Genomic DNA, 8049 nt, shown 5'->3' on the forward strand with positions numbered 1-8049 from the left:
GCGGCAGGCGATGGCGGATCAGGCTGTCGAGCGCCGCCCCGGGTTGCGGGGCTTCGTCGAGTTTGGTGAGGATGCAGGCGACCGCGCCCTGGCCGAAATGCGTCATCGCCTGCTCGATTGCCGCGCCCTGCTGGCCGGCGGAGATCACTGCTAGGCGGCGCACGCCGAGGGCGTCGAGCGCCCGCCCCTCACGGCTGCGCGGATCGGATGGCGAAAAACCGGCGGTATCGACCAGCACCAGCTTGTTGGCGGCAAGTTCAGGCAACAGCCGCGCCAGCCGGGCCTGGTCTTCCGCCACATGCAGCGACACGCCCAGCAGGTCGGCATACACCGTCAATTGCTCCGCTGCGCCGATGCGGTAGGCGTCGGCCGCCACCAGCGCCACCTTTGCCGCACCGTGCGCATCCGCCGCGCGGGCGGCGAGCTTGGCCAGCGTGGTGGTTTTGCCGGAACCGGTGGAGCCCACCAGCGCGTAGCACCCCCCCCTGGCCAGCAGATCGGCTTCGCGCCCCTGTAGCGGCAGATTGCGGATCAGCACCTGGCGCAGCCAGCGCAAGGCGGCATCGGTATCGAGCCCGCGCGGCAGACGCGCGGCCAGGGTGCGGGCGAGCGTGCTGCCGAAGCCGGCGGCGAACAGGGTCTGCATCACGGCCACCCGCGCCGGATCGCGCCGCCGTGCCGATCCCCAGGCAAAGCCCGCCAGCTGGTTCTGCAGCAGGCCGCGCAGGCGCGCCAGCTCATTCAGGATGCGCGAGCCGCCGGCCGCGTCCGGCGCCTCGCCGGCAGGCTGCGCCGCCAAATCGCCGTAGGCGCTGGCCAGCAGCTCGACGCCCTGCGGATGCGGCCGGGTGGCCAGCACCACGGCGTCGTCGCCCAGCTCGCGACGAATGCGCGCCAGGCCTTCGCGCGCATTCGCCGCCACGAATACCTGCGCGCTCATGCTCCCTCCTCGATGGTCAGTTCCGTGCTCACCTGCACCATTTTATCGGCAGGCACCTCGGCATAGGCGATCACCGAAAGCTGCGGCAGGTTGCGCCGCAACAATCGCGACAGGATGGCACGCAGGCCGGGAGAAATCAGCAGCACCGGCGGGTAGCCCGCTTCCTCCTGCTCGGCCAGCGCACGTTCGGCCGCTTCGTTCAGCGCATCCAGCGTAGCGGGCGACAGCAGGGCTTCGCCTTCGTCGCCCATCTCGTTCAGCAGGTGGGTTTCGGTGGCTGCGGCCAGGCCGATGACGTGCAGCGCGTTGCCGCCTTCGAACAGGCGGTCGACGATGCTGCGCCCCAGCGCCGCGCGCACGGTTTCCACCAGTTCGTCGATCGCCTGATTCTTCGGCGCGCGCGCCGCCAGCGTTTCGAACAGGGTGCGGGTGTCGCGGATCGAGACGTTTTCCGCGATCAGCTGCTGCAGCACCGCCTGCACGCTGGTCAGCGGCAGATGGCGCGGCGTCACGTCCTCGACCAGCCCGGGATGGCTGCGCGCCAGCGTGTCGAGCAGTTGCTGCACCTCGGTGCGCCCCAGCAGTTCCGGCGCGTGCTGGCGGAACACGGCTTCGACCTGGCGCGCAATGAGCTCGGCCGGTTCCAGCACCACAAAACCGCGCAGTTCGGCTTCCTCCTTCCGCCCCGCCTCGATCCAGGCCCCGGCCAGTCCGGTCAGCGGATCGGCCCCGGGCGTTCCGTCGATGCGCCCCAGCACGTCCCCCATGTCCACCGCCAGCACCTGGCCGGTAGGCAACTCGCCGTGCGCCACGTCGACGCCCTTGAGGGTGATGCGATAGCTGTTGGGCTTGAGGTCGAGGTTGTCGCGCACGCGGATCAGCGGCACCACCAGTCCCATGTCGGTGGCGAAGCGGCGGCGCGCCTCGGTGATGCGGGTCAGGGCCGCACCGCCCTGGTTGCGGTCGACCAGCGGAATCAGCCGATAGCCGACTTCGAGCGCCAGCACGTCGACCGGCGGGATGTCGTCCCAGGTGACGTCGGCCGGCGCGACCTCTTCTTCCATCAACGCCAGCGGCTCGACATCGAATGCCGCGCTCTGGCGGCGCTTCAGCCAGAAGCCCAGCCCGCCCAGCGCCGCGGCGATGGTCAGAAACGCCAGGTGCGGCGTCCCCGGAATCAGTCCCAGCACGCCCAGCACCGCAGCCGCGACATACAGCGTTTGCGGACGGCCGAATATCTGGGTGGAAAATTCGCGGCTCAAATCCTGCTCGCTCGACGCGCGGCTCACCACGATGCCTGCCGCGGTCGAAATGATCAGCGCGGGAATCTGCGTCACCAGCCCGTCGCCCACCGTCAGCAGCGCATAGCGCCCGAGCGCTTCGGTGACCCCCAGGTTGTGCTGCAGCAGGCCGACCGCGATGCCGCCGATCAGGTTGACCACGAGGATGATCATGCCGGCGACGGCGTCGCCGCGCACGAACTTCGAGGCGCCGTCCATGGCGCCGTAGAAGTCGGCCTCGCGGCCGATTTCGTGGCGGCGTGCGCGGGCCTCCCCTTCGTTGATGAAGCCCGCATTCAGGTCGGCATCGACCGCCAGCTGCTTGCCCGGCATCGAATCGAGGGTGAAGCGCGCCGCCACCTCGGCGATGCGCCCGGCGCCCTTGGTGATGACGACGAAATTGATGATGACCAGGATCAGGAACACCACGAAGCCGACCGCGATGTTGCCGCCGACCAGGAAATTGCCGAACGACTCGATCACCTTGCCCGCCGCGTCCGGGCCGGTGTGGCCCTGCATCAGGATGATGCGGGTCGACGCCACGTTGAGCGACAGGCGCAGCAGCGTGGTCAGCAGCAGCACCGTGGGAAACACCGAGAAATCCAGCGGGCGCCGCGCGTTCAGGCTCACCAGCAGCACGATCATCGCCAGCGCGATGTTGAGCGTGAACAGCACATCGAGCATGAAGGTGGGCAGCGGCAGCACCATCATCGCCAGGATCAGCAGCACCAGTCCGGGCACCGCCAGCCGGTTGAGCGGCATGCCCAGCACCATCGCGCCCTGCGCGCTCACCCGATCACCTCGTCAATGCGTTGCCCTGCCCGTTGCTGGCGGTCGCGCAGTCGAGCCCGCATTTCCGGATGGACCTCGGATTCGCGCGCTTCGGCCAGCACCTCCTGCCAGGTCATCGCGTGACGCCGCAGATAGCGCCACCAGCGCCAGCCGGCGTCGAGCGCCGCCGCCAGCGCCAGCGCCGCCGCCAGCGCCAGCACGCCGCGCCCCACCCAGGCGGCGGCCGCAGGCAGCGCCGCGCCGATCCCGCTGCCGGCCAGGTCCTGCAGCTGCGGCCAGCCGCTCGCCAGCGCCCAGCCCACCGCCGCGGCGGCGAGCACCAGCTTGAGCAGCGCCTGCGTTCCATCGAACAGCGAATCGACGGAAAACAACCGGGCAAAGGGCTTGAAAGGGTCGGCGCGGGTCAGCTCGGCCCGGGCGAAGCGAGGCGCGAACACCCAGCCCGAGAGCAGCACCGGCGCCACCAGCGCCGCGACAAAAATGACGCCCAGCACCGGCAGCAAAGCCCATAGCGCAGACCAGGCCGCTTCAAGGAAAACCGGGGCAAGCGGCGTCGCCGCGTGAATGAATGCCGCCTCGATCATCGCCTGCAGGGCATTCAACAGCCGCGGCGCCAGCCAGCCCAGCATGCCCAGCGCCGACAGCAGCACGACCCACGCCGTGAGTTCGGCAGAGCGCGGCACGTCGCCCGCGCTGCGCGCCTGTTGCAGGCGCTGCGGACTTGCCGGTTCGGTACGGGAAAGATCAGTCTCCTCGGCCATGCTTGTCTCGAATTTTGGGGGAGTCTAGCACGAGGCGGGACAGGCTTTCTGCGGTCGAAACAGCAGGCGCCCCGGTCGGACAGCGGGGTTTTCGATCGGGCTGTTCGTCAACCCGCCCGATTCCAGGCACGCCGGCCGGCGTTGAAGAATATCGAAGGCGGGATCGATCTGGCGGTACGGCGGCCGATTAACTGGCCTCGTCGATCCACGCCATCTGGATCGCCTCGAGAATCTTCTCGCCCGAATGGTTGGGGTCGTCGTCGAAATCGGGCAGTTCCATCACCCAGCCATGCAGATCGGTGAAGCGGATGGTGCGCGGGTCGATTTCGGGGTGCGCCTCGGCGAGTTCGATGGCGATGTCGAGGGTGTCCGTCCACTTCATATCAATGCCCTTCCTTGACCATGTTGATGGTGTATTTGGGAATCTCGATCACCAGGTCGCTGCCGGCCACACGCGCCTGGCACGACAGCCGCGACTGCGGCTCCAGGCCCCAGGCTTTGTCGAGCAGATCGTCCTCTTCCTCGGCGGAGGGCGCCAGCGAATCGAAGCCTTCGCGCACGATGACGTGGCAGGTGGTGCAGGCGCAGGATTTTTCGCAGGCGTGCTCGATCTCGACGCCGTTGGCGAGCAGGGTGTCGCAGATGGTGTCGCCGGGTTTGGCGTCGATCACGGTGCCTTCGGGGCAGAGTTCGACGTGGGGCAGTACGATGAGTTGGGGCATGGCTTTTTGAATACGGCTGAATTGGGATACGGTCAGGCGGCTTTGGATTGCCGGCTCGGCAAGGCGGCGAGTGCGCCGTCCCATAATTGTAACCGCGCGTCGACGGCGGTTTCGGCCGCCGCTTCGGCCTCGCGCCATTTTCCCGGGTCATCGCCACATAGGGCGGCGAGCAGGTGCAGCGACAGCGGCGCGTGGGAATCCCCGTCCAGCTGGACGTGGCGGTTGAGGTAATAGTGGAAGCTCGGCGCCTGCGCTTCGGTCACCGCCATGCGCGACAGCAGCGCGCGGAACATCGACGGGATGATGTGCTCGCGGCCCAGCGCCAGCGCGGCGGCAACGGTGTGCGGCTTGCCGCTGGCAAGAAAATCGAAGGTGGTGCGGGTGAAAGCGACGGACGGCGCGGGTGCCAGCCCTGCGTCGAGGGCCGCGGCGATCCCCTGCTCCGCCACTTTCTGCACGAAGCGCGCAGGCACGCCGGCATCGGCGCCGATTTCGCGCATGGCTGCGAGATACAGCATGAAGTGGCTGGTATGGCCTTCCTGTCCCGGCGGCGCGACGTCGGTTTCCTCTTCAAGCACCATCTCGTTGATGAAGCGCTGCACCGAGGCGTCGCCGCCCGGCAGCCACGGCCAGCGCGCGGGCGCGACTTCGTTCTGCAGGTACTTGATCAGCGACATGAAGTCCCATACCGAATAGACGTGATGCTGCATGAACACGCGCAGGTCGCCCGGCGTGGCGACAGCCGCATAGATCGGATGCGCGTCGAGCCGCACCCGCAGGGATTCGATGAAATCTGCGTTCAACATAATCAGGTTCAACCAAACGTTTCCAGTTTTTGCCCGGCCATCGCCCGGCGTACGTTTCTATCCATGCGGCGCTGGGCGAATTCGGTGGTGGCCGTATTCAGCGCTTCGATGCCGCGCTTGATGGCCAGATGATGATCAGATTTGGCATCGGGACTCGACAGCAGGCTTTCAAGGGCGCCGATGCCGGCCTCGATCGCCGCGCTTTCCGCAGCGTCGAGCAGTGCGCCGTCTTCCGCCATGGCCGCCCGGGTGGCGGCGATCAGGCTTTGCGCATCGACGATCTGCTCGTTCAGCGCGCGCGCGTACATGTCGTCCTTGGCGTGGGTGAAGGCATCCTTCAGCATGCGGGTGATGTCTTCGTCGCCCAATCCGTACGAGGGCTTGACCTGCACGCTCGCTTCGACGCCGCTGCTTTGTTCGCGCGCCGACACCGACAAGAGCCCGTCGGCATCGACCTGGAAGGTGACGCGGATGCGTGCCGCGCCCGCCACCATCGGCGGAATGCCGCGCAGTTCGAAGCGTGCCAGCGAGCGGCAGTCGGACGCCAGCTCGCGCTCGCCCTGCAGCACGTGCACGCTCATCGCGGTCTGGCCATCCTTGAAGGTGGTGAATTCCTGCGCGCGTGCGGTGGGAATGGTGGTGTTGCGCGGGATGACCTTCTCGGTTAGCCCGCCCATGGTTTCCAGACCCAGCGACAGCGGGATCACGTCGAGCAGCAGCCAGTCGTCGCCGGTGCGATTGCCCGCCAGCACATCGGCCTGCATGGCCGCGCCGAGCGCGACGACCTTGTCGGGGTCGAGGTTGGTCAGCGGGGTCTGCCTGAAGAAATCGGCCACCGCCTGGCGCACGCATGGCATGCGCGTCGAACCGCCCACCATCACCACGCCTTTCACGTCGTTCGCGGCCAGGCCCGCGTCGCGCAGCGCCTTGCGGGTGGGGGCGAGCGTCTTGCTGACCAGGCCCGCGGTCATGGCGTTGAACGTGGCCTGGGTTAGCGTCGCATCCATCATTTCGCCGGTCGACAGCACCGCAGTGACGCGCACCTCGGTATGTTCGGTCAGAGCTTCCTTGGCGTCGCGCGCCTTGGTCAGCAGCAGCCGCATGTCGCCCGCCGACAGCGGCTCGAAACGAGCCTGCTCAAGCATCCAGCAGAAGATGCGCTGATCGAAGTCGTCGCCGCCCAGCGCCGAGTCGCCGTTGGTGGCCAGCACCTCGAACACGCCTTTCGACAGCCTCAGGATGGAAATGTCGAACGTGCCGCCGCCGAGGTCGTACACCGCATAGACCCCCTCCGACGCATTGTCGAGGCCGTAGGCGATCGCCGCCGCAGTCGGCTCGTTCAGCAGGCGCAGCACGTTGAGGCCGGCCAGCTGAGCGGCATCCTTGGTGGCCTGGCGCTGGGCGTCGTCGAAATACGCCGGCACGGTAATCACCGCGCCGACCAGTTCGCCATCCAGCGCGGCTTCCGCGCGCTGGCGCAGGGCTTTCAGGATTTCGGCCGACACCTCGACCGGACTTTTCACTCCGGCGGCCGTTTTCAACTGCACCATGCCGGGCGCATCGACGAAGCGATACGGCAGGCTGGCGATGTCCTCGATATCAGCAATGCCGCGCCCCATGAAGCGTTTGACCGAGGCGATGGTGTTGTGCGGATCGCTGTTTTGCGCGGATTTCGCGGCATAGCCGACGTCGACCTGGCCCGTTGCGTGATAACGCACGACCGAAGGCAGCAGCGAATACCCGGCTTCGTCGTCCAGCACCACGGCCAGGCCGGAACGCACCGTGGACACCAGCGAATTGGTGGTGCCCAGATCGATGCCTACCGCCAGCCGATGCTGGTGGGGAGCGGTGGACATGCCGGGTTCGGCAATTTGCAGCAGAGCCATCTTAACTTTCCAGTTCTTCGTAGACGTCGCCGACTTCGGCGATGAGTTTGTCCATGAACCGCAGCTGGCGCACGGCTTCGGAGGCCGCCGCAAAGTCGCGTGCCGCGTCGATCAGCTCGGCCAGTTGCGCCTCGATGCGGCGATGCGCTGCGCGCAGCTCGTCGGACAAGGCGTCCAGTGCCGTTACGCTTTTGCCCGCGCGCGCGTCCTCGATCGACTCGCGCCATTCCATCTGCTGCATCAGGAATGCCGGGGACATCTTGGTGTTGCTGGCATCGAGCGTGTCGATCCCCTGCAGCCGCAGCAAATACACGCCCCGGTTCACCGGGTGCTTGAGCGTCTGGTACGCCTCGTTCACCTGCGTCGCCCACTGCATCGCCACCCGCTGCTCGGATTCCGGCTGCGCGGCGAAGCGGTCCGGATGCACGGCATTCTGCAGTTCGCGATAGGCAGCGTCGAGCTTGTCGCGGTCGAGCGCGTAGGCAGTGGGCAGGCCGAACAGTTCGAAGTGGGTGCGGGAGAAATCCATTATTTAGGGGCTAGGGGCTAGGGGCTAGGAGCTAGGATTTAGGGGGATTTGTGCTTCGCGCCTTTAAAAACGGGGCGGCCTCGGGCCGCACCGTCCCTAGCCCCTAGATCCTAACTCCTAGCCCCCGCAGTTCAGACGTTGAACGACTCGCCGCAGCCGCACTCGTTCTTCACGTTCGGGTTGTTGAACTTGAAGCCCTCGTTCAAACCTTCGCGGGCGTAGTCGAGTTCGGTGCCGTCGATGTAGGGCAGGCTTTTCGGGTCGACAAACACGGTTACCCCGTGGCTGGTGAAAACCTCGTCGCCGGCGGGCGTCTCGTCGGCGAACTCCAGC

9 protein-coding genes are annotated in these 8049 nt (G+C 67.0%); all 9 read right to left on the reverse strand.

Annotated features, from left to right (window positions below):
* On the reverse strand, positions 1 to 940 hold a 940-nt coding region (flhF, locus tag BGO62_RS09740; protein ID WP_296641816.1), incomplete at its 3' end, for a flagellar biosynthesis protein FlhF.
* Positions 937 to 3012 (reverse strand): flagellar biosynthesis protein FlhA, encoded by a 2076-nt coding sequence (gene flhA / locus BGO62_RS09745; RefSeq protein ID WP_296641818.1) that lies wholly within the window; start codon positions 3010 to 3012, stop codon positions 937 to 939. The genes flhF and flhA, both read right to left, overlap by 4 nt.
* Positions 3009 to 3773 (reverse strand): EscU/YscU/HrcU family type III secretion system export apparatus switch protein, encoded by a 765-nt coding sequence (locus BGO62_RS09750; protein ID WP_296641819.1) that lies wholly within the window; start codon positions 3771 to 3773, stop codon positions 3009 to 3011. The genes flhA and BGO62_RS09750 overlap by 4 nt, the downstream gene beginning before the upstream one ends.
* Before the next feature lie 187 nt (positions 3774 to 3960).
* Positions 3961 to 4161, reverse strand: coding sequence for a Fe-S cluster assembly protein IscX (gene iscX / locus BGO62_RS09755; RefSeq protein ID WP_296641828.1), 201 nt, complete (start codon positions 4159 to 4161; stop codon positions 3961 to 3963).
* Entirely contained in the window at positions 4157 to 4495 is a 339-nt protein-coding gene (fdx, locus tag BGO62_RS09760) for an ISC system 2Fe-2S type ferredoxin (RefSeq protein ID WP_296641820.1), read from the reverse strand. The genes iscX and fdx overlap by 5 nt, the downstream gene beginning before the upstream one ends.
* A gap of 32 nt (positions 4496 to 4527) precedes the next feature.
* Positions 4528 to 5301 carry a DUF3050 domain-containing protein gene (locus tag BGO62_RS09765; RefSeq protein ID WP_296641822.1) on the reverse strand — a complete coding sequence of 258 codons (774 nt, stop codon included), beginning with the start codon at positions 5299 to 5301 and terminating at the stop codon, positions 4528 to 4530.
* A gap of 8 nt (positions 5302 to 5309) precedes the next feature.
* Entirely contained in the window at positions 5310 to 7187 is a 1878-nt protein-coding gene (gene hscA / locus BGO62_RS09770; RefSeq protein ID WP_296641826.1) for a Fe-S protein assembly chaperone HscA, read from the reverse strand.
* Position 7188: 1 nt separating this feature from the next.
* Entirely contained in the window at positions 7189 to 7716 is a 528-nt protein-coding gene (gene hscB, locus BGO62_RS09775; protein ID WP_296639457.1) for a Fe-S protein assembly co-chaperone HscB, read from the reverse strand.
* Between the two features lie 131 nt (positions 7717 to 7847).
* On the reverse strand, positions 7848 to 8049 hold a 202-nt coding region (locus BGO62_RS09780; protein WP_296641827.1), incomplete at its 5' end, for an iron-sulfur cluster assembly accessory protein.

The organism is Thiobacillus sp. 65-1402, from assembly GCF_001897685.1.
Classification (GTDB): domain Bacteria; phylum Pseudomonadota; class Gammaproteobacteria; order Burkholderiales; family Thiobacillaceae; genus Thiobacillus.

Coding starts and splice junctions, on each gene's coding strand:
- hscB (WP_296639457.1), bottom strand. CDS start 7,716: ATGGATTTCTCCCGCACCCACTTCGAACTGTTCGGCCTGCCCACTGCC.
- BGO62_RS09750 (WP_296641819.1), bottom strand. CDS start 3,773: ATGGCCGAGGAGACTGATCTTTCCCGTACCGAACCGGCAAGTCCGCAG.
- fdx (WP_296641820.1), bottom strand. CDS start 4,495: ATGCCCCAACTCATCGTACTGCCCCACGTCGAACTCTGCCCCGAAGGC.
- hscA (WP_296641826.1), bottom strand. CDS start 7,187: ATGGCTCTGCTGCAAATTGCCGAACCCGGCATGTCCACCGCTCCCCAC.
- BGO62_RS09765 (WP_296641822.1), bottom strand. CDS start 5,301: ATGTTGAACGCAGATTTCATCGAATCCCTGCGGGTGCGGCTCGACGCG.